This window comes from Methylobacterium sp. SyP6R (assembly GCF_019216885.1).
Classification (GTDB): Bacteria; Pseudomonadota; Alphaproteobacteria; order Rhizobiales; family Beijerinckiaceae; genus Methylobacterium.
In genome coordinates this window covers 3,299,300-3,318,711 of sequence record NZ_JAAQRC020000001.1, presented here as the reverse complement: position 1 = coordinate 3,318,711, position 19,412 = coordinate 3,299,300, and the positions used below count along the sequence as shown (strand labels likewise).

Annotated in this window: 14 protein-coding genes and 2 tRNA genes; 6 read left to right on the top strand and 10 right to left on the bottom strand. The window is 68.1% G+C overall.

Going from position 1 to position 19,412, the window contains the following annotated elements:
- The first annotated feature begins 56 nt into the window (after positions 1–56).
- The 4 genes from HBB12_RS15390 to HBB12_RS15375 all read left to right on the top strand — a co-directional run bounded on the left by HBB12_RS15390 (position 57) and on the right by HBB12_RS15375 (position 1,838).
- Positions 57–132 (top strand) — tRNA-Ala (locus HBB12_RS15390).
- Positions 133–226: 94 nt separating this feature from the next.
- Positions 227–302, top strand: a tRNA-Ala gene (locus HBB12_RS15385).
- 675 nt (positions 303–977) lie between these two features.
- Positions 978–1,436 (top strand): transposase, encoded by a 459-nt coding sequence (locus tag HBB12_RS34505; RefSeq protein ID WP_442919273.1) that lies wholly within the window; start codon positions 978–980, stop codon positions 1,434–1,436.
- A gap of 252 nt (positions 1,437–1,688) precedes the next feature.
- A complete protein-coding gene (locus tag HBB12_RS15375; protein ID WP_236990149.1) occupies positions 1,689–1,838 on the top strand; it encodes a hypothetical protein in 150 nt (49 codons plus the stop codon).
- Positions 1,839–2,858: 1,020 nt separating this feature from the next.
- Here the strand turns inward: HBB12_RS15375 and HBB12_RS15370 are convergent.
- From HBB12_RS15370 to HBB12_RS15325, 10 genes are all read right to left on the bottom strand, one after another.
- A complete protein-coding gene (locus tag HBB12_RS15370; RefSeq protein ID WP_236990148.1) occupies positions 2,859–6,041 on the bottom strand; it encodes a multidrug efflux RND transporter permease subunit in 3,183 nt (1,060 codons plus the stop codon).
- Position 6,042: 1 nt separating this feature from the next.
- On the bottom strand, positions 6,043–7,248 hold the full coding sequence (locus tag HBB12_RS15365) for an efflux RND transporter periplasmic adaptor subunit (RefSeq protein ID WP_236990147.1): 1,206 nt from the start codon (positions 7,246–7,248) through the stop codon (positions 6,043–6,045).
- A 413-nt stretch (positions 7,249–7,661) separates the two neighbouring features.
- Positions 7,662–8,636 carry an HpcH/HpaI aldolase/citrate lyase family protein gene (locus HBB12_RS15360; protein ID WP_236990146.1) on the bottom strand — a complete coding sequence of 325 codons (975 nt, stop codon included), beginning with the start codon at positions 8,634–8,636 and terminating at the stop codon, positions 7,662–7,664.
- Between the two features lie 348 nt (positions 8,637–8,984).
- Entirely contained in the window at positions 8,985–11,744 is a 2,760-nt protein-coding gene (locus HBB12_RS15355) for a phosphoenolpyruvate carboxylase (protein WP_236990145.1), read from the bottom strand.
- 269 nt (positions 11,745–12,013) lie between these two features.
- Positions 12,014–12,913, bottom strand: a complete 900-nt coding sequence (gene sucD / locus HBB12_RS15350; RefSeq protein ID WP_236990144.1) for a succinate--CoA ligase subunit alpha — start codon at positions 12,911–12,913, stop codon at positions 12,014–12,016.
- A 14-nt stretch (positions 12,914–12,927) separates the two neighbouring features.
- The gene (locus HBB12_RS15345; RefSeq protein WP_236990143.1) at positions 12,928–14,097 is read right to left on the bottom strand and encodes a malate--CoA ligase subunit beta; all 1,170 of its coding nucleotides are present in this window, start codon (positions 14,095–14,097) and stop codon (positions 12,928–12,930) included.
- A gap of 130 nt (positions 14,098–14,227) precedes the next feature.
- Positions 14,228–14,854 carry a methenyltetrahydrofolate cyclohydrolase gene (fchA, locus tag HBB12_RS15340; RefSeq protein WP_236990142.1) on the bottom strand — a complete coding sequence of 209 codons (627 nt, stop codon included), beginning with the start codon at positions 14,852–14,854 and terminating at the stop codon, positions 14,228–14,230.
- Positions 14,854–15,714: an NADP-dependent methylenetetrahydromethanopterin/methylenetetrahydrofolate dehydrogenase gene (locus HBB12_RS15335; protein ID WP_442919272.1), complete on the bottom strand. Its 861-nt coding sequence runs from the start codon at positions 15,712–15,714 to the stop codon at positions 14,854–14,856. Before HBB12_RS15335 ends, fchA begins: the two co-directional genes overlap by 1 nt.
- 84 nt (positions 15,715–15,798) lie before the next feature.
- Positions 15,799–16,737 carry a D-2-hydroxyacid dehydrogenase gene (locus HBB12_RS15330; protein ID WP_236990140.1) on the bottom strand — a complete coding sequence of 313 codons (939 nt, stop codon included), beginning with the start codon at positions 16,735–16,737 and terminating at the stop codon, positions 15,799–15,801.
- Positions 16,738–17,062: 325 nt separating this feature from the next.
- The gene (locus HBB12_RS15325; protein WP_236990139.1) at positions 17,063–18,250 is read right to left on the bottom strand and encodes an aminotransferase class V-fold PLP-dependent enzyme; all 1,188 of its coding nucleotides are present in this window, start codon (positions 18,248–18,250) and stop codon (positions 17,063–17,065) included.
- Between the two features lie 430 nt (positions 18,251–18,680).
- On the opposite strand from HBB12_RS15325, the gene HBB12_RS15320 reads away from it, so the two are divergent.
- Both HBB12_RS15320 and HBB12_RS15315 read left to right on the top strand, forming a co-directional pair.
- The gene (locus HBB12_RS15320) at positions 18,681–19,022 is read left to right on the top strand and encodes a hypothetical protein (RefSeq protein ID WP_236990138.1); all 342 of its coding nucleotides are present in this window, start codon (positions 18,681–18,683) and stop codon (positions 19,020–19,022) included.
- 87 nt (positions 19,023–19,109) lie between these two features.
- Positions 19,110–19,400: a hypothetical protein gene (locus tag HBB12_RS15315; RefSeq protein ID WP_236990137.1), complete on the top strand. Its 291-nt coding sequence runs from the start codon at positions 19,110–19,112 to the stop codon at positions 19,398–19,400.
- The last annotated feature ends 12 nt before the right edge of the window (positions 19,401–19,412 follow it).

The following is a 19,412-nucleotide window of genomic DNA, read 5'->3' as shown; positions in this document are numbered from 1 at the left end:
TGAGCGATCACCGATGACGAGACCCGCAGGCATTCCCAGTGCCGCGGCTGACGGATGGGGCTTTAGCTCAGCTGGGAGAGCGCCTGCATGGCATGCAGGAGGTCAGCGGTTCGATCCCGCTAAGCTCCACCAAATCTTCCCAGGCTGTGCCGGGGTTGATCCGATCGTGCTGAGCGATCGCCGATGACGAGACCCGCAGGCATTCCCAGTGCCGCGGTTGAAGGATGGGGCTTTAGCTCAGCTGGGAGAGCGCCTGCATGGCATGCAGGAGGTCAGCGGTTCGATCCCGCTAAGCTCCACCATCTCCCCCCTCGCTCGAACCGAATGGCAGGAGAGGTCGCCTCGGCGGCCTTTTTGCGTTGCGCTGCGTATCCCGGGAGCGGTGTACCGCCCGCCCCGGAGCACGATCTGCGCCCTCCGAACGGAGACCCGTCGAAGCACTCACCCGATATCCTGTTTCACGGCCGCTGCCTCCGCCTTCTCGCCTGCCCGCAACGAAACGGTGACGGATGCGGGTTGGACGAGCGGCGCTCCCGTCCTCCCTCGAAACCTGCGCATAACCCCGGGCCGCCCTGACAGTGGGCATGTGCCCCAACTGCCGGCGGGCTGTGCGGCCCCCTTCGGTTGTGCGACGCAGCGACAGTCTCGCGAAAATACAGTTATGCAATTTGTAGCGTCGATCACCGCATTTGAATAAATTAGAAACAACTACGATAAATTTTGCCATAATTGTTACAATCTTTAACGTTTTCGCAGCTGACGCTGCGACGCAGCGCACGCGATTTATGGGCTTCTCGTCAGATTTTTTGCTGGCCGGTCAGCCGGTATCATTTAAAAGTATTTACAAACCGAAATATCTAATCTTTAAAGCAATGGTAGGATTAATCCGTTTGGGATCATGTTCGAACACAAACGATATCGGGCCCTTCCCCTGTTGCAGCGAGTCAACAAAGTTCAACCGGCGGTGGATACCCGGATTGAAGAAGCAGATTACCCTTGGTAATATGATTCCCGGCGGAAGCGTGAGCGAGGGGAATTGGATGTTGACGGAGGCGCAGTGGGCCATACTCGTGCCATTGCTCGAAGGCTGCAGGCCTCGCGGCAAGACGCAGCCTCACGATCTCAAGCGGACCATCGACGCGATCCTCTGGCGGCACTGGCACGATACCAATTGGCGCGCCGTCCCGGCGCATTACGGCCCGTGGTGGATGGCGGCCCAGACCTTCATCCGCTGGTCCCGCCTCGGCGTCTGGGAACAGCTGCTGGCCCGCCTCGAACGCTACTTCGAGGAAAGCGGCCTGCCGGTTCCGGGGATCGACCACGACGAGTACGCCTATGGCGGTGCCCGCAAGAAGGAGCTGCAGGACAGCGAGTTGCAGGTGCGCCAGATCGCCAACATGCTGCTGAGCCTGCAGAAGCAGGCCGCGGTGGCCTGAGGGCAGCCGCCACGGCGGGAGGCGGCCCGGACATCCGAATTCCGCACCGCCCGGCAAGGAGGAAAGCCGCCCGATATTCGTCGCCGTCAACGGCGTCCGTCTCGTCGTCGACGTCGGGAATGCCGAGCCCGTTCCCGCGGGCGGCACGATGCGGGAGAAGCCGGCCCTGCCGCTCCTGCATGACGGCCCGGGCTTCGACCACGGCGCCCGCGCTGTCCCGTCCTGGTCATGGGCGGTGCGTACGATTCGCCGGTGGCGCCCTCCGTCAGCGAGACACTCGTCGCCGCCTTGCCGCCCGACCACGTGCGCTTCGGAGGTTTCGCGGAAAGCGGCCACAACCTGTTCGGCGACGAGCCGGAGTGCGCCTTCGCGGTCTTGCGGGAGTTCATCGCGGCAGCGTGAACCGGCAACGTCAGGTGCGTCCGCCTGATCCGTTCGGTGAAGGTCGCGCGCATCTCCCTGACCCGTGCGGGAGAGGGGTGTGCGGACCGGAGAGGCCGCACGAGGGGCGGCGGTCGGGGAACAGGCGCAGAACGTCCTGCGGCCGGCACGACACGCTTCGGCGGAGCGCCGTCCCTCGACGGGGGCGACGACCTCGGGTATTCGGCCAGGATAGCGGCGCGGATTCGTTTTGGATGTGAATGATGTTTAGGCGTGCGCGCAGAGCCAATTTTATTGTAACCGCTCTTACATTCGGCGTGCTCGGTTGTGTGCCGGCGTCTTCGAAGGAAAATTTGGACAGATCTGATCGAGAAGCAATATCGCTGTTCGATCACATCATATCGACGGACAAAAAATTTTTCACGGCCTGCACGATATCGGATAAATGGCTTGTTTATTCTGTTTTTGGCCAAACTGTGCGGACTTACATGAAATACCCGGTCCGTGGCGACCTTTCTCCTCCGCATCATATGACGGTCCCCAAAGATATTATCGGAAGAGGGACGGGCGCAGACCCTTTGATATGCAGCGAGACCGAGCGGTCGGCACGCACGGACGCCGTGCTGAGTGCTCCGACTCATTCGGGAGGCGGGACCTTCAGGGGACAGAAAATCCTTGGATCCGCCAGCACGGCACGGAGAGAGTTCAGTTATCCAATCTTCGATACCGATTACCGCACAGCCTTCGTCGTCCGAGACAACTCACGCGATAACTGGGTAAAGACAGAGAATGAGAAATATCGCAGATTCGGGGACGGAGAAATTATAGTCTTTGTATATAGAAAAAAGCATGGAAAATGGAAATTGAAAAATTATGACGTCTATGCGACTTATCATTAGCTAACATATGAATCTATTGAAATCTAACAAAGCTATCGAATAATAACTCGATTTTATTTTTTCGACGAAATAACATCCGCTTTGTCGGAAAAAAGCTCTAGAGCCCGAGCTGAGTGTGACCGTCTGCACGGAAGACGGCTCCCTATTCCGCCGCCTCCCGCAACCGCGACGGCGCCTCCCCCTCCTCCGGCGCGTCGTCCTTCACCTCCGCCCCGTGCGAGCCGCCGGACAGCCACGTCGCGAGCTTGTCGAGGTAGATGTAGATCACCGGCGTGGTGAACAGCGTCAGCACCTGGCTCACCGCGAGGCCGCCGACCATGGCGTAGCCGAGCGGCTGGCGAATCTCCGAGCCGGTGCCGGTGCCGAACATCAGCGGAATGCCGCCGAGCAGCGCCGCCATCGTGGTCATCAGGATCGGGCGGAAGCGCAACAAGGCCGCCTTGCGGATCGCCTCCTCGGGGCCGATCCCCTCGGTGCGTTCGGCGACGATCGCGAAATCGACCAGCATGATGCCGTTCTTCTTCACGATGCCGATCAACAGGATGATGCCGATCAAGGCGATCAGGCTGAAATCGTAGCCGAACCACAGCAGCATCGCGAGCGCGCCGACGCCGGCCGAGGGCAGGGTCGAGAGGATCGTCAGCGGGTGGATGTAGCTCTCGTAGAGGATGCCGAGGATCAGGTAGACCACCACCAGGGCGGCGACGATGAGGAGCGGCACCGTCGAGAGCGATTGCTGGAAGGCCTGCGCGGTGCCCTGGAAGCCGGTCGCGAGCGTCGCCGGAATGCCGAGATCCCGGGCCGCCTTGTCGATCGCCGCCGTCGCCTGGCCGAGGGCGACGTTCGGCGCCAGATTGAAGCTGATCGTCACCGCCGGAAACTGGCCCTGGTGGCTGATCGAGAGCGGGCGCACCGGTACCGTGGTCCAGGTCGCGAAGGCGGCAAGCGGCACTTGCCCGCCGGTGGTCGGGGACTTCACGTAGATGTTGTGCAAGCTGTCCGGATTGCCCTGGAGCGCCGGCAGGATCTCCATGACGACGTGGTAGCTGTTGAGCTGGGTGAAGTACTGCGCTACCTGGCGCTGCCCGATCGCGTCGTAGAGCGTGTCGTCGATGAGTTGCGGGGTGATGCCGTAGCGCGAGGCGGCATCGCGGTTGATCGTGAGCGTCAACGTCGTGCCGTCGGTCTGCTGGTCGGTGGCGACGTCGCGCAGTTCCGGCAGCGTCTTCAGCTTGTCGAGCAGGCGCGGCGACCAGGTGTTGAGCTCGTCGAGGTTCGGGTCCTGCAGCGTGTACTCGAACTGGGTGCGCGAGGCGCGCCCGCCGGTGCGTACGTCCTGCGAGGCCTGGAGGAAGACCTTCACGCCCTCGAGCTTCGCGAGCTTCGGCCGCAAGCGGTCGATGATTTGGAAGGCGTTGGCCTCGCGATCGTCCCGGGGTTTGAGCGTGATGAACATCCGGCCGGAATTGAGCGCCTGGCCGCTGCCGCCGATCGACATCGCGATGCTCGCGACATCCGGATCGGCCTGGATCACCGCGCCGACCGCCCGCTGACGGTCCTCCATGGCGGCAAACGAGATGTCCTGCCCGCCTTCCGTGATGCCGACGATCAGGCCCGTATCCTGCTGCGGGAAGAAGCCCTTCGGGATCACCACGAACAGGTAGCCGGTGAGCGCCAGCGTGCCGAGGAAGGTCAGGAACGTCACGACATGGTGGCGGAGCGCCACGTCGAGGGCGGATTCGTAAGCCGACAGCATCCCGTCGAAGACGCGCTCGCTCCAGCGGTAGAGGCGCCCGTGATGCTCGGCTTTGTGCTCCTTGAGGAAGCGCGAGGCCATCATCGGGGTCAGCGACAGCGACACGAAGGCCGAGACGCCGATCGTCATCGACAGCACGACGGCGAATTCGCGGAACAGCCGGCCGATGATGCCGCCCATGAGCAGCAGCGGGATCAGCACCGCGATCAGCGACACCGAGATCGACACGATGGTGAAGCCGATCTCGCCGGCGCCCTTGAGCGCCGCCTGCATCGGCTTCATCCCCTCCTCGACGTAGCGGGCGATGTTCTCCAGCACCACGATCGCGTCGTCGACCACGAAGCCGACCGCGATGGTGAGCGCCATCAGCGACAAGTTGTCGAGGGTGTAGCCCGCCATCCACATCAGCGCGCAGGCGCCGAGCAGCGCCAGCGGCACCGTCACGCTCGGGATGATGGTGGCCCAGAGCGAGCGCAGGAACACGAAGATCACCATCACCACCAGCGCGATGGTGATGAGGAGCGTGAACTGCACGTCCTCGACCGAGGCGCGGATGGTCTGGGTGCGGTCGCTGAGCGTCTGCACCTTCACGCCGGCCGGCAGCGAGGCGGTGATGCGGGGCAATTCGGCCTTGATCCGGTCCACCGTGTCGATGACGTTGGCGCCGGGCTGCTTGAAGATGACCAGGAACACGCCGCGCTGGCCGTTGGCCCAGGCCGCCTGCTTCACGTCCTCCGGCCCCGCCACCGCCTGGCCGATGTCGCGGACCCGCAAGGGGGCGCCGTTGCGGTAGGCGATGATGACGTCGTTCCAGTCCTTGGCCCGGGTGAGCTGGTCGTTGGCATAGACCGTGTAGCTGCGGGTCTGGCCGTCGAAGCTGCCCTTCGGGCTGTTGACCGTGGTGATCGAGAGCTGGCTGCGGACGTCCTCGAGCGACAGGTCCTTGGCGACGAGCTTCGCCGGGTCGATCTGCACCCGCACCGCCGGCTTCTGCTGGCCGCCGATCAGCACCTGGCCGACGCCCGAGACCTGGCTGATGCGCTGCGCCAGCTGCACGTCGGCGGCGTCGTCGACCTCGATCAGCGGCAGGGTGTCGGAGGTGACCGAGAGCAGCAGGATCGGCGAATCGGCCGGGTTCACCTTGCGGTAGGTCGGCGGGCTCGGCAGGTTCTTCGGGAGCTGCCCGCCGGCGGCGTTGATCGCCGCCTGGATGTCGTTCGCCGCCCCGTCGATGTTGCGGGAGAGGTCGAACTGCACGGTGATCGACGAGATGCCGAGAGCGCTCGTCGAGGTCATCTGGCTGACGCCGGGCACCTGCGCGAATTGCCGTTCCAGCGGTTGGGCCACCGTCGAGGCCATGGTCTCGGGGCTGCCGCCGGGCAGCTGCGCGGTAACCTGGATCGTCGGGAAGTCGACCTGCGGCAGGGGCGCGACGCCGAGCAGCGGATAGGCCACGATCCCGATGAACAGGATCCCGGCCATGATCAGCGAGGTCGCGATCGGAAAGCGGATGAAGTAGCCGGAGATGCCGCCGCGCGCGGCCTCCCCCTGCCCGGTGCCGAGCTGCATGTCAGCGCGCCTCGCTCGACGCCAGGGCGGCGTTGTCCGCCGAATGGGCCGCGGGACCCGCGGGCTTCGCCTCGGCGACCAGCGCCCCCTCCTGCACCCGCGACTGGCCGCGCCAGACGACCGTCTGGCCGGGCGTCAGCCCCTTGGTCACCTGGGTGCGGCCGTCGGTGGCGCGGCCGACGGCGATCGGCTGCATGTGGGCGTGGTTCTGGTCGTCGACCACGAAGGCGTAGAGGCCCTTCGGCCCGTGCTGCACCGCGTCGTCCGGCACCGTGACGGCGTCGGGGATCGTGCCGGTGCGCATCTTCGTCGAGACCGACACGCCAGGCCACAGGGCGTGGTCCTTGTTGGCGAAGGAGGCCTTGAGCCGGATCGTGCCGGTGGCGGTGTCGACCTGGTTGTTGACGAGATCGAGGCGCCCCTCGGACAGCCGGGTCATGCCGTCGGTGCTCCAGGCCTCGACCGGGACCGGGCCGGCGGCGAGCGCCCGCATCACCTCGCCGAGCTGCTCCTCGGGGGCGGTATAGACCACGAAGATCGGCTCGACCTGGGTGATGGTGACGATCGCGGTCTGTTGCGCCGCATTGACGATGTTGCCGACGTCGATCAGCCGGAAGCCGGTGACACCATCGATCGGCGCCTGGATCGTCGCGTAGGAGAGCTGCGTCGCCGCGTTGTCGATCGCCGCCTGGTCGCCGGCGATCTGGGCGGTGAGCTGGTTGACCTGCGCGCCTTGCGTCTCGGTCTGCTGGCGCGAGGCGTAGTCGCCGAGCTTGGTGTAGCGCTCCAGGTCGGCCTTCGCGTTCTTTACGTTGGCCTCGTCCTGGGCCTTCTTCGCCTTGGCCTGGTCGAGGGCGGCCTGGTAGGGGCGCGGATCGACCTGGGCGAGGAGGTCGCCCTTCTTCACCACCTGGCCTTCGCGAAAGCCGATCTTCAGGATCTCGCCGTCGACCCGGCTACGCACCTGCACGGTGTTGTAGGCCTGCACCGTGCCCAGCCCGCCGAGCTCCTTGGCGAGCGGGCCTTGCTCGACACGCGCCAAGGTCACCGGAACGGCAGCCGGGGCGCGGGCCGCGGGTTTCGCCGCGGCCGCGTGCTCGCGGGTGTGCCACGCATAGGCGCCGCCGGCGCCGGCCAGGATCGCGAGGGCCAGGAGCCATCCGCCGTGCCGGCGTTTCGTCGGGTCGGCGCCCTGTTCTGATCTCATCGGTTGCACGCTTCCACTGGGGCATCGTCCGATGGTGCAAAAGTAGCGCCATCGGGCCATGCAGCAACGTCGAAGACCGGGAGCAGCGCAGGGCGGTCGGGCGACCGCAGCCGATCCAGTCCAGGGCCGGGTCGCGAGGCGTCTCCGTGTCTCACACACAACTCCCGATCGCCCGCGCCGTTCATTCCGGCAGTATCGGCGCAGCGGGAGTTGTACGAGACACACGTGAACGGCCGCCTAAGCGGCCGCGCGAACCGGTATCTGTCGAACGTATGCCAGTCGACTGTTTCTAGCGTGTGCGAGATCCGTGCGGCGCGTCCGCGCGGTGAGCAAGCCTGGCCCATCACCCATGCAGGGCGGTCGGCTCTCCGTCGTGGAAGAGCCGGCCCGCAGGCCGGCTCTCGCGGTCCCCGTTATGCCTTCGCCATGGCGTCGGCCTTGCCGATCAGCGCCTCGGCCATGCGGATCGACGCGATGTCGATGAGCCGCCCGTCGAGCGAGACGGCGCCGCGGCCGGCCTTGGCCGCCTCCTCCATCGCCGCCAGGATGCGGCGGGCCTTGGTCACCTCGGCCTCGCTCGGGGTGAACACCTCGTTGGCGAGGTCGATCTGCGAGGGGTGGATCGCCCACTTGCCCTCGAAGCCGAGGGCCGCGCAGCGCCGGGCCGCCGAGACGTAGCCGTCCGGATCGGAGAAATCGCCGAACGGGCCGTCGATCGGGCGCAGGCCGTAGGCCCGGCAGGCGACCAGCATGCGGTTCTGGGCAAACAGCCACGGATCCTGCCAGTGGGTCTGGCGCCCGCCCGCCTCGTCCTTGTCGGTGAGCACCGAGTAATCCGGGTTGACGCCGCCGATCACGGTCGAGCGGGCGCGCAGCGAGGCGGCGTAATCGGCGACGCCGAAGGACATCGCTTCCAGGCGCTTCGAGGACTGGGCGATCGCCTCGACATTGGCCATGCCCAAAGCCGTCTCGATCAGCACCTCGAAGCCGAGCTTCTTCTCGCGGCTTTTGGCCTGCTCGATCTGCGTCACCAGCACGTCGATGGCGTAGACGTCCTGCGGCACGCCGACCTTCGGGATCAGGATCATGTCGAGGCGCGGGCAGGCCTCGACGATGTCGACCACGTCCCGATACATGTAGTGGGTATCGAGGCCGTTGATGCGGATCATCATCGTCTTCGTGCCCCAATCGATCTCGTTGAGGGCCTGGACGATGTTCTTGCGTGCCTGCTCCTTGTCGTCGGGCGCGACCGCATCCTCGAGATCGAGGAAGATCACGTCGGCCGAGGACTTGGCCGACTTCTCCATGAAGGTCGGGTTGGAGCCCGGCACCGCCAGTTCGGAACGGTGCAGGCGCGGCGTGGCTTGCTGGACGAGGGTGAAGCTCATTCGTGTTTCCTCCTGGAGATCATTTGGCGGTCCGTCGCGGACGGACGCAACGTGGCGGAAGGTGGGGGGTGTGGGGCTATGCGGGGGGAAGGGGGAAGGAGAGGCGCGGGCTCTCCCCCTCTCCCCGCGGGCGGGGAGAGGGCCGTGTCTCTGTCCAAGAGACACGGCAAGCGGAGGCGAAAGCCGGAGCGAGGGTGAGGGGGTCTCGACGAGTGAAACTCCTCCGGAGACACCCCCTCACCCTCGCCCTTCGGGCTTGCCGCTGACCCGACAAGGGGTCAGCGGCCCTCTCCCCGCCCGCGGGGAGAGGAGAAGGGGCGCCTCATCCGGCAACCGGGCGGCAAGACCTCACCCCGTCGCCCCGAACCCGGTGGCGACGCAGTTGATCGACAAGAGCAGCGCCGATTTCAGCGTCTCCCGCTGCGCCTCGTCGGTCTCGGCCCGGAAGCGGCGGAGAAGGTCCACCTGCTCGCGGCTGACCTGGTTGAGCACCGGCAGCCGCTCGGTCAGCCTCCCGCGATAGAGCGGGAAGCGCTCGGCGAGGCTGCGCGCCCCGCTCACCTCCAGGGCCATGGCGCAGGTCAGCCGGTACTCGGCCTCGATCATCGCGAAGACCGCCTCGCGCGCGCCCTCGTCCGGGCACAGGCCGGCGAAGTCGCGGGCGATGTCGAGATCGACCGTGAGCAGGGTCTTCTCGACCTCGTCCATGACCAGGCGGAAGAGCGGCGATTGCTCGAACATCCGCCGCAGCAGCGCCCGGCCGCCATCCCCGCGCACGTCGAGGAGGCTCTTCAAGCCGCTACCGACCCCGTACCAGCCGGTGATGCCGTGGCGGTTCTGGCTCCAGGCGAAGACCCAGGGGATCGCCCGCAGGTCGGCCAGGCTCCGGGCGCCGAAGCGGCGGGCCGGGCGCGAGCCGATGTTGAGCAGCGCGATCTCGTCGAGCGGGCTCGCGGCGCCGAAATAGGTCACGAGGTCCGGATGCGTCAGGAGCTGCGCGTAGGCCGCCCGCGAGGCACCCGACAAGGCCTCCATCACGTCGTCGAATTCCGGGTTCGCCGCCGGGATCCCGTCCGCCGCCCCGTCGAGGGCATGGGCGAGCACCGCGGAGGCGAGCAGCTCCATCTGGTAGGCGGCGGTGCCGCGGTTGGCGTACTTGAACGACACCACCTCGCCCTGCTCGGTGGTGCGGAAGCGGCCCCGGATCGAGCCCGGCGGCTGCGCCGCGATGGCCCGGGCGGTCGGCGCGCCGCCGCGGCTGACCGAGCCGCCGCGGCCGTGGAAGAAGGCGATGCCGATCCCCGCCTGCTCGCCGACCTGGGTCAGCAGCCGTTGCGCCTTGGCCAGCTCCCAGTTCGAGGCGACGAAGCCGCCATCCTTGTTCGAATCGGAGTAGCCGATCATCACCTCCTGCACCCCGCCCTGCTGGCGGGCGGAGCGGCGCACGACCGGGATCTTGAGCAAGGCCCGCATGATGGCGGGGGCGGCGCGCAGGTCGTCGATGGTCTCGAACAACGGCACGATCGGCAGCGGGCAGACCTCGATGCCGGCAGCATCCAGGAAGACGCCGGCGGTCTTGGCCAGCAGGTAGACGCCGAGGATGTCGGGGACCGAATGGGTCATCGACAGGACGAAGGACCCGAAGGCCTCGCGGTCGAGGCTGCCGCGCATCTCCGCCACCAGCCGGAAGGTCGCGAGCGTCTCCTGCGCCTCCTCGGGCAGGCCGGAGAGATCGGGCAGGCCGTCGAGCGGCCGCGCCAGCTCGGCTTCGAGCCAAGCGGTCCAGTCCGGGGAATCGACGTCCGGCGGCTCGCCCTCGTGGGTGCCGCGCCACAGAGCCTGGAGCGCGCGGGTGGTGCGGGTGGTGTTCTCGCGGATATCGAGCCGCACGGTCGAGAAGCGGAAGATCTCGACCATCCGGCGCACCGGCCGCACCCGGTTGGCGGCCAGCGACGGGCAGCCGGCCTCGGACAGGCCCTGTTCGAGGGCGCGCAGGTCGGCGATCAGCAGGTCGGCATCGCCGTAGCCGGGACCGGTCGGGGTGCTGTTCTCGGGCGCGGCCGACGAGTCCTCCAGCCCGGCGACCGTCGCGTCGAGGCGGCGGCTGAGGCAGGTCAGGAACTGGCGGTAGGGCTCGCCCGGGTTGCGCCGCGCGATCGCCTCGCCGTCCGGCTGGAGCGCCAGCGCACCGGCGAGCGCGCTCGCGAAGGCATCCGGCACCGGCAGGGCGCGGGCGCTGATCGACAGGGTGCGGGCGAGGCCGGCCACGCCGTCGCGGTAGCGCCGCAGGCTCGCGAGCGCGTTGCGTCGCAGGGTGCGCCGGGTCACCTCGGCGGTGACGAAGGGGTTGCCGTCGCGGTCGCCGCCGATCCACGATCCGAACTGGAAGAAGGCCGGGACCTCGAACCGGGCGCCCGGATAGGCACTCGCCAGCGCCTCCTCGAGCGAGCCGAGGGTCTCGGGCAGCATCTCGAACAGGGTCTCGTCGAAGAAGTGCAGGCCCCAGGCCACTTCCCGGTCGACGGTCGGCTTCTCGAGGTGCAGTTCGCCGGTCATCCAGACCAGCTCGACCTCGTCGCGCAGGTCGTCCATCAGGGCCTGGCGCTCGCGCTCGGTCCAGCGCGGCATCTCCAGTTCCTTCAGGATCAGGTAGATGCGCCGGAACTTTTCCAGCACCGTGACGCGCTTGGCCTCGGTCGGGTGCGCCGTCAGGGTCGGGCGCACGCGCAGGGACGTGAGGAGTTCATGCACCGTCGCGGCCGGCACGCCCTGGGCGGCGGCCCGGGCCAGCACGGCGCTGAAGGAGTTCTTCAGCCGGTCGCGGCCGGCATTGCGCTCGACATGGCGGCGCCGGCGCATGGCGGTGTTCTGCTCGGCGATCGCGATCAGCTGGAACCAGATGCCCTGGACCTGCAACGCCCGCGCGGTCAGCTCCGGCGACAGGCCGGCAATGTCGGCCTGCCCGCGCAGCACCGCTTCCAGCTCCGGCTGGTGGCGCCGGCAGACATCCACCAGCGAGCGAAAGAGCACGTCGAGGGCGACGCGGTCCTCGGTGCCGGTGATCAGCGGCGGAACGAACGGCGTGTCGGGAACGGGAGTGTGGATCATCGGGGGCTCCCCGTGGGGGTCGAGGGTGTGCGCCAGTCTCTCCTCTCCCCGCCGGGCGGGGAGAGGGCTGCTGACCCCTTGTCGGGTCAGCGGCAAGCCCGAAGGGCGAGGGTGAGGGGGTATTTCCGGAGGAGGCTCATCCGGCACCTCCCCCTCACCCTCGGCTGCCGCCTCGCTGTGTCCCCTGAACGGGGACACAGCCCTCTCCCCGCCCGCGGAGAGAGGAGGAATGCGCACGGCCCGAAGCGCGGGCCGAGGGAGGAGCTGGCTCACGCCGCCTTGCGGTGCCCGGACATCACCTGCGCCATGGTGGTCCCGAAGGCGCCCGGGCTCGGGGCCACGGTGAGGCCGTAGGAGCGCATGATCTCGGCCTTCTCCCCGGCGCTGTCGCCGGCCGCCGAGATGATGGCGCCGGCATGCCCCATCTTGCGGCCCTTCGGCGCCGTGAGGCCGGCGACGAAGCCGACCACCGGCTTCTTCATGTTGGCCTGGATCCAGGCCGCGGCCTCGGCCTCCTGCGGACCACCGATCTCGCCGATCATCAGCACCGCCGCTGTGTCCGGGTCGTCCTCGAACAGGGCGAGGTGGTCGAGGAACGACGAGCCGTTGATCGGGTCGCCGCCGATGCCGACCGAGGTCGAGATGCCCAGACCCACCGCCTTCATCTGCGCCGCGGCCTCGTAGCCGAGGGTGCCGGAGCGGGAGATCACCCCGATATTGCCCTTGAGGTAGATGTGGCCGGGCATGATGCCGAGCATCGACTTGCCGGGGGAGATGATGCCGGCGCAGTTCGGCCCGACCACCATTGGCCGGCGCTCCTTCGGGTAGCGCCGCAGGTAGCGCTTCACCCGCATCATGTCCTGGGCCGGGATGCCGTCGGTGATCGAGCAGATCAGCCGGATGCCGGCATCGGCCGCCTCCATGATGGCGTCGGCGGCAAACGGCGGCGCCACGAAGGTGATGCTCGCCTCCGCGCCGGTCTCCTGCACCGCCTGGCGCACGGTGTCGAAGACCGGCACGCCGTGCTCGGTGCGGCCGCCCTTGCCCGGGGTGACGCCGCCGACGACGTTCGAGCCGTACTCGATCATCTCGCGGGCGTGGAAGCTACCCTTGTCACCGGTGATGCCCTGGACCAGGATCCGGGTCTTCTCGTCGATCAGGATGCTCATCGGGCGTCCCCTCTTCAGTTCTTGGTGCGGATGGCGGCCACCGCCTTCTCGGCGGCCTCCGTCAGGGTGTCGGCGGTGATGAGGTCGAGCCCGCTCTTCTCCAGGATCGCCTTGCCGGCCTCGACGTTTGTGCCGGCGAGCCGGACCACGAGAGGCACGCCGATCTTCACCTCGCGGGCGGCCTGGACGACGCCCTCGGCGATCCAGTCGCAGCGGTTGATGCCGGCAAAGATGTTGACCAGGATCGCCCGCACGTTCGGATCGGACAGGACGAGGCGGAAGGCGGTGGCGACCCGCTGCGGCGAGGCCCCGCCGCCGACATCGAGGAAGTTCGCCGGCTCGCCGCCCGCGTGCTTGATCATGTCCATGGTCGCCATGGCGAGGCCGGCGCCGTTGACGATGCAGCCGATCTCGCCGTCGAGACCAATGTAGTTCAGGTTGTGCTCGGCGGCCTGGGCCTCGCGCGGGTCGCTCTGCGACGGATCGTGCATGTCGGCGATCTGGCGGCGCCGGAACAGGGCGTTGTCGTCGAACGACATCTTGGCGTCGAGCGCCAGCACCCGGTCGTCGCGGGTCACGACCAGCGGATTGATCTCCAGCATGACCGCGTCGCAATCGCGGAACGCCCGGTAGGCGCTCATGATCGTCTTCACGGCGGCGCCGACCTGCTTGATGGTGAGGCCGAGCTGGAAGGCGAGTTCCCGCGCCTCGAAGGGCTGGAGGCCGACCGCGGGCTCCACCACCACTTGCAGCAACGCGTCGGGATCGGTCGCGGCGATCTCCTCGATGTCCATGCCGCCGGCCTTGGAGGCGACGACCCGCACCCGCTCGACCTTCCGGTCGAGGACGATGCCGAGATAGAGCTCGCGCTCGAACGGGTCGGCGGTCTCGATATAGACCCGCTGCACCGGCTTGCCCTCGGGGCCGGTCTGGTGCGTGACGAGGCGGCGGCCGAGCAGGTCGGTCGCGGCGTCGCGCACCTCGTGGGTGGTCCGGCAGAGCCGGATGCCGCCGGCCTTGCCGCGGGCGCCGGCATGGATCTGCGCCTTCACCGCCCAGTGGGCGCCGCCCAGCTCGGTGGCGGCGTAGACCGCCTGGTCGGGGCTGAAGGCCACGGCGCCCTTCGGGATCGGCACGCCGAAGCTCGCGAGCAATTCCTTGGCCTGGTACTCGTGCACGTCCATGGCGTCCTCCTGTCGTTTCAGGCAAAGGCTTCCCGTTCCGGGCGCGAGGGGGTCCCTCGCGCCCGGCTCAAAAAGCGCGGTTGCGTTGCTTCAAATGATCGCCCGGATACCGATCCAGGCGCGCCGACCCTTAGGTCAGCTTCGACTTCACCAGCCCGTAGACCCACTCGGTCAGGGCATCGGCGCCGTCCAGCGCCCGGGCGAGGTCGGCGAGACGGCCTTCCGCGAAGGTCCGGTCCTCGATCGCCTTGGCGTTGACGTAGACGTTGAGGGCGGCGCTGCGCAGGCCGGCCTGGGCCGCCAGCACGGCGACGCCGGCATCGCTGACCACGTTGAGGTTGCCGCGCTCGGCGATCCCCTCGCACAGGTCGATCACCGCCCTGCAGGTCTTGGCGCAGGCGAGCGGGACATCGGTGGCGAGCCGCAGGGCGTCCTGGATGGCGGCCGCGCGGGCCGCCTTCTCGTCGTCGCTCGCCTTCGGCAGGCCGTAGGCGCCCATCACCGCGTCGAAGGCCTTCACGTCCTCGGCGATCATGCCGGTGAGTTCGGCCCGCAGGGCTTCGGCACGGTCGCGGGTCGCGATCATCTCGGCCTCGACCTCGGCATACTTCTTCTTGCCGATGGTGAGGTTGCAGACCATCGAGACCAGGGCGGCCCCCATGGCGCCGGAGATCGCCGCGGCACCGCCGCCGCCGGGGGTCGGGCGCTCGCTGGCGAGGGCGTCGAGGAAGCCCGGGATCGTGTCCTCGTTCGCCATCACGCCATCTCTTTCGCGAGCGCGTAGATCTCTTCCGCGTCGAGGACCAGCTCGCTGCTCTCGAACAGCTTGGCGACGCAGGCCCGGTGCAGCTTGAGCTTCAGCCCGCCGATGCCGAGCGCGCCGAACACGACCTTGCCGTGGCGCTCCTTGCCCTTGTCGGTGGCCTCGATCCCGCCGAAGCCGAGCGGCGGCTGCGCGTTGTAGTCGCCCAGGAAGGCGAGGTCCCTCGCGCCGCTCCACTGCGCCTCGGAGGCGAGTTCGAGCCCGATGGCGCCGGCGGCGAAGGCCACCTCGGCCTCGGCCAAAGCCGCGCCGCGGGACTCGGCATCCGCCGTCTCGATCGCCCGGATCGCGACCTTGAAGCGGGTCTCGATGGCCTTGGCGGCTTCCTGCGCCTTGGCGAGGTTGCGCCCGGCGAGCGTCACGGTCGCGCCCTCTTTGGCGAGGAGCGCCGCCGAGCGCATGCCGACCGGGCCGGTGCCGGCGAGAACCAGGGCGCGCTTGCCCTGGAGCGAGCCCGCCGCCTTGGCGACAAGGGCCACGCCCGCCGCCGCCGTGGTGTTCGAGCCGTTGGAGTCGAGCATGCACGACACCCGGAACGGGCCGAAGAAGCGCTTGCGCACCGCCTTGAACACCGCCTCGCCGGCAGCCATGCTGCCGCCGCCGACGAAGATCGCGGTCGATTTCTTCTCCGAGCCGCCGCGGGTGTAGATCGTGCCGTCGACCAGCGCCCCGACATTGTCGGGAGTCACGTTGGGGTAGCCGGTGATGATGTCGGCGCCGCCGTCGTAGCCCACCACCACGTCGAACACGCTGGGCATCGGGTCGGTGTCGAATTGGAACAGAAGCTTCTTCATCGTCATCCTTTCCGCCGCGGGCATCCGAAGCCGGCGCGGGGCATCGTTCGAGTTGGCGAGAGCGGGTTAGCGCTCCGCCCCGCCCTACTCCACCACGTTCTGCGGCCGGCCGGCCACGAAGGCCTCGATGTTGTCGACGAGCTGATCGGCCAGGATCTGCATGGCTTGGCGGCTCGCCCAGGCGACGTGGGGGGTGATGATGAGGTTCGGCAGGTCGAGGGCGAGCAGCGGGTTGTCGTCCCGCGGCGGCTCCGAGGTCAGAACGTCGAAGCCGGCGCCGCCGATCGTGCCGGCGGTCAAGGCCTCGGCCAAAGCCGCCTCGTCGACGAGGCCGCCGCGGGCGGTGTTGATGAGGATCGCGTCGCGCTTCATCCGCGCCAGCTCGTCCCGCCCGATCATGTTGCGGGTCTCCGGCGTCAGCGGCGCGTGGAGCGTGATGACGTCGCTCTCGCGGATGATCGTGTCGAGGTCGACGAGGCCGGGCTGGGGCATCACGTCGTAGGCCAGCACCCGCATGCCCAACGCTTCGGCGCGCTGGCCGATCGACTTGCCGAGCGCGCCGTAGCCGACGATGCCCAAGGTCGAGCCGGCCACGTCGCGGATCGGGTAGTCGAAGTAGCAGAAGTGCCGCGCCTTGGCCCAATCGCCGCGCCGGACCGAGTTGGTGTAGGGCACGATCGCCCGCCGCAGGGCGAAGATCAGCCCGATCACGTGCTCCGGCACGGTGTTGAAGGCGTAGTTGCGGATGTTGACGATCGTGATGCCGCGGGACTTGGCGAAGGCCTTGTCGACCACGTCGGTGCCGGTCGCCGCGACCGCGATCAGCTTCAGGTCCGGCAACTGGGCGAGAGTCTCCTCGCGCATCGGCACCTTGTTGATGATGGCGATCTGGGCGCCTTGCAGCCGCGCCACGATCTCGTCGGGCGCCGTCACCGCGTGTTCGGCGTATTCGTGCGGGAAGCTCGGGGGCCGCACGGTCGCATCCAGGGTCTCGCGGTCGAGAAAGACGATGCGGTGGGACATGGGGCGGCGTTCTCCGGCAATCTTTTCGTGATCCCCGCTCTCGGGGCGGGCGGGGCGTAGCATCAATGGCATGCCGGGCCGGGTCCCGGCAGCCGGTTTTGGGCGTAGAGCGCCCCTTCTCCTCTCCCCGCGGGCGGGGAGAGGGTCACGACCCCCTTGCCGGGGTCGTGACAAGCGGAGGCGAAGCCGGAGCGAGGGTGAGGGGGTGGTGCCGGAGGAGCCTCGTCCGGAGACACCCCCTCACCCTCGCCCTTCGGGCTCCCCGATCACCCGACGAGGGGTGATCGGGCCTCTCCCCGCCCGCGGGGAGAGGAGAGACCCGTGCCTACACTTCCCGCGTATTCCGGAAATGCTCCGTCGCCGCGGCGACGCCGCTGCCGGGGGTGATGCGGATGCCGGCATCCTGCATCGCCATCTCGACGCCGGCGAGCGCCCCGAGCAGCATCAGCTCGTTGAGGTCGCCGATATGGCCGATGCGGAAGAGCTTGCCCGCCACCTGCGACAGGCCGGCGCCCAGCGCGAGGTTGTAGCGGCGATAGGCGATGTCGATCACCTCGGCGCCGTTGATCCCCTCCGGCACCATCACGGCGCTCACCGTATCGGAATGCCACTTCGGCTCCTTCGCGCACAGCGTCAGGCCCCAGGCCTTGACCGCCGCGCGGGTGCCGTCGGCGAGCCGGCGGTGGCGGGCGAAGATGTTCTCCAGCCCCTCGTCCTCGACGCAAGCCAGCGCCTCGCGCAGGCCGTAGAGCATCGGCACGGACGGCGTGTAGGGGAAGTAGCCGGTGGCGTTGGCCTTGGCCTGGTCGGCGAAGTCGAAAAAGACGCGCCGGCACTCGGCGGTCTTGGCGGCCTCCAGCGCCCGCTTGCTGACGCAGACGAGGCCGAGGCCCGCCGGCAGCATCAGCCCCTTCTGCGAGCCGGTGATGGCGCAATCGACCCGCCACTCCTCGGCCCGGAAGTCGATGCTGCCGATCGACGAGACGCCGTCGACGTAGAGCATCGCCGGGTGGTTCGCCGCGTCGAGAGCCTTGCGCACCGCGCCGATATCGGAGGTGACGCCGGTGGTGGTCTCGTTGTGGACGACCAGAACCGCCTTGATCCGGTGCTCGCGATCGGCGCGAAGGGCCTCCTCGATCCGCTCGGGGTTGGCGCCGGTGCCCCACTCCTCCTCCTGGACCTCGACGTCGAGGCCGACCCGGCGGGCCATGTCGATCCACAGGGTGCTGAACTGGCCGTAGCGCGGGGCCAGCACCCGGTCGCCGGGCGAGAGCGTGTTGGTGAGCGCCGCTTCCCAGGCGCCGGTACCGGTCGCCGGGAAGAGAAAGACCTGGCCCTCGCGGGACTTGAAGACCTTCTTGGTCTCCTCGAACAGCGGCAGGGTCAGCTCGGGGAAGGACGACGAGCGATGGTCCTCGGACGGCACGATCATCGCGCGCGCGACCCGATCCGGGATGTTGGTCGGACCCGGAACGAAGAGGAAGTTGCGTCCCGGACGTCTCGATCCAGCCATGGTGTCTCCTCCGGCCCCTACGGCCTGAACATCCCGGACGTTGCCCGTCCGGTCTCGTGAATTCGGGTGCGCGCCGCCGGCACGATGCCGGCTCGGGTCGGCGCAGGCGCGGCGCTCGGGAAGCAGGCGGTTCGTCGCCGCCGGCCGCCCCGGATCGCCGTGTCGAGGGCGACTATGCGGGCCCGCGCGGACCAAGGAAAACTGAAAAAACTGAGCCCCACCTTCAAAATTTTGAAATGCCGGCCAACAGCTTGGCCTAAAGGGGTAGGCGGCTGCACCTTCCGCCGCACGGATCAATCCAGGCTATGCCGTATCGGCAGTATTGCATAGAAAAGTCGCAAATCTTATCGAATGTGATCAGCGGTTCCGGTCCTGGCGGATATGCATCGGCCCCAAGATGCAACCGGCCGAACCCGGGGGGAGACACACCATGATTGCGAGCAGTGCGGGCCCGGGGCTCACACGCGGGGAGTTCGGCCGGCCTTGGCCGCGGACGGTACGGCGCTGGCCGACCTACAATCTCTTCCGTCGGCGCGAGGAGCCGGACCTGGTCTGCGCGGTGCCGAACGACTTCCCGGTGCCGGCCTTCGTCACCGGCGAGGCCTGGACCTATGCCGGCAGCATCGAAGCCCCGTCCGAGGCGCCGCCCGGCTTCTCGGCCGAGATCGCCGAGCGCGGCGCCGAGACAAGCGGCTTCCACCTGTTCCACCAGTTGCCTGCCGCGGCTCCCCGGGAGCCGCTACCGCGGGAGGGTTGGCGCGCCGCCGGATAAGCTTTTTTGGAGAACCGCGGCCGGGGTCTGCGCATTGTCTAGCCAAGAAACCCTTAGCAAGACCTGCCTCGCACCGGAGACACCGAGATGCTTCTCAAGACCGTCATCGCGGCCGGCCTCGTTCTGGCCGGCTCCGCCGCCGCGCGCGCCGAGGGCACCACCCTGGATCAGGCCGGCATCCCGGTCCTCGACGTTCCGGGCTTCTCGGCCAGCGTGCCGGCCGGCATGCCGCTCTTCGCCGCCCTGCCCCGCATGGCGCCGGGCGCCGAGGTTGATGTCCGCGGGATCGACACCAACGGCCTCGTGGCCTTCGGCCCGTCGGTGCCGTCGGCGATGGACCCGAACGCCGACATCGCCACCGGCTCGCTGAAGAAGTGATACGAAGTCCGG